We start from the raw sequence: 1997 nt of genomic DNA, 5'->3' as shown, positions 1-1997 counted from the left end.
GAGCCGGCGGTGATGGTGTGGGTGGCCGTCCAGACGCCGTTGTTGTTGGTCGCGGCGACCGCGCTGCCGCCGCCGAACTGGCTGAAGTCCACCGTCACGCCGGCCAGCGTGTCGGTGTTGTTGTCGCCGGCAAGCGTGTTGTTCCAGGTCGCGGTGACGGTGTCGCCGGTTTTGTAGGCACCGCCGGTTCCTGTTCCGCCGGAAATCGCGATGTTGCCGTCCGTCACCGTGGGGGCCTGATTGTCCACCACGGCGTTGGTTGTGTCGCCTTGCGTGGTGCTGTTGCCGGCGTTGTCGGTGACGGTGACCGCGGCGTTGCGGCCCGTGGCGTCGAGGGAGCCGGCGGTGATGGTGTGGGTGGCCGTCCAGACGCCGTTGTTGTTGGTCGCGGCGACCGCGCTGCCGCCGCCGAAGGCGGAAAGATCGAACGTCACGCCGGCGAGCGTATCGGTGTTGTTGTCGCCGGCGAGCGTGTTGTCCCAGGTCGCGGTGACGGTGTCGCCAGCCTTGTAGGCACCGCCGGCTCCGGTTCCGCCGGAGATCGCGATGTTGCCGTCCGTCACCGTCGGCGCTCGGTTGTCCACCGTGGCGTTGGTGGTGTCGCTCGTCGTCGTCACGTTGCCGGCGTTGTCGGTGACGGTGACCGCGACGTTGCGGCCCGTGGCGTCGAGGGAGCCGGCGGTGACGGTGTGGGTGACGGTCCAGACGCCGCCGTTGTTGACACCCGCCACGGCACTGCCACCGCCGAAGGCGGAAAGATCGAACGTCACGCCGGTCAGCGTATCGGTATTGTTATCCCCAGTGAGGGTGTTGTCCCAGGTCGCGGTGATGATGTCGCCAGCCTTGTAGGCGCCGCCGATCCCGCTGCCGCCGGAGATCGCGATGTTGCCGTCCGTCACCGTGGGGGCCCGGTTGTCCACCGTGGCGTTGGTGGTGTCGCCTTGCGTGGTGGCGTTGCCGGCGTTGTCGGTGACGGTGACCGCGACGTTGCGGCCCGTGGCGTCGAGGGAGCCGGCGGTGACGGTGTGGGTGGCCGTCCAGACGCCGTTGTTGTTGACACCCGCCACGGCACTGCCACCGCCGAAGGCGGAAAGATCGAACGTCACGCCGGCGAGTGTATCGGTGTTGTTATCCCCAGCGAGCGTGTTGTCCCAGGTCGCGGTGACGGTGTCGCCGGTCTTGTAGGCACCGCCGGTTCCCGTTCCGCCGGAGATCGCGATGTTGCCGTCCGTCACCGTGGGGGCCCGGTTGTCCACCGTGGCGTTGGTGGTGTCGCTCGTCGTCGTCACGTTGCCGGCGTTGTCGGTGACGGTGACCGCGACGTTGCGGCCCGTGGCGTCGAGGGAGCCGGCGGTGACGGTGTGGGTGACGGTCCAGACGCCGCCGTTGTTGACACCCGCCACGGCACTGCCACCGCCGAAGGCGGAAAGATCGAACGTCACGCCGGTCAGCGTATCGGTATTGTTATCCCCAGTGAGGGTGTTGTCCCAGGTCGCGGTGATGATGTCGCCAGCCTTGTAGGCGCCGCCGATCCCGCTGCCGCCGGAGATCGCGATGTTGCCGTCCGTCACCGTGGGGGCCTGATTGTCCACCGTGGCGTTGGTGGTGTCGCCTTGCGTGGTGCTGTTGCCAGCGTTGTCGGTGACGGTGACCGCGACGTTGCGGCTGGTGGCGTCCAGGGACCCGGCGGTGATGGTGTGGGTGGCCGTCCAGACGCCGTTGTTGTTGACACCCGCCACGGCACTGCCGCCGCCGAAGGCGGACAGGTCGAACGTCACGCCGGTCAGCGTGTCGGTGTTGTTGTCGCCGGCGAGCGTGTTGTTCCAGGTCGCGGTGACGGTGTCGCCGGTCTTGTAGGCACCGCCGGTTCCCGTTCCGCCGGAGATCGCGATGTTGCCGTCCGTCACCGTGGGGGCCTGATTGTCCACCGTGGCGTTGGTGGTGTCGCCTTGCGTGGTGGCGTTGCCGGCGTTGTCGGTGACGGTGACCGCGACGTT

1 protein-coding gene is annotated in these 1997 nt (G+C 68.2%); it reads right to left on the bottom strand.

Annotated elements, in window-relative coordinates; all coding sequences use genetic code 11:
• Positions 1-1997 (bottom strand): beta strand repeat-containing protein (locus tag QSG27_RS28775; RefSeq protein WP_407653287.1); only part of this gene is annotated, 1997 nt, incomplete at both ends.

The organism is Azospirillum isscasi, from assembly GCF_030849505.1.
Lineage (GTDB): Bacteria > Pseudomonadota > Alphaproteobacteria > Azospirillales > Azospirillaceae > Azospirillum > Azospirillum isscasi.
This window is presented reverse-complemented; position numbering and strand designations above follow the sequence as displayed.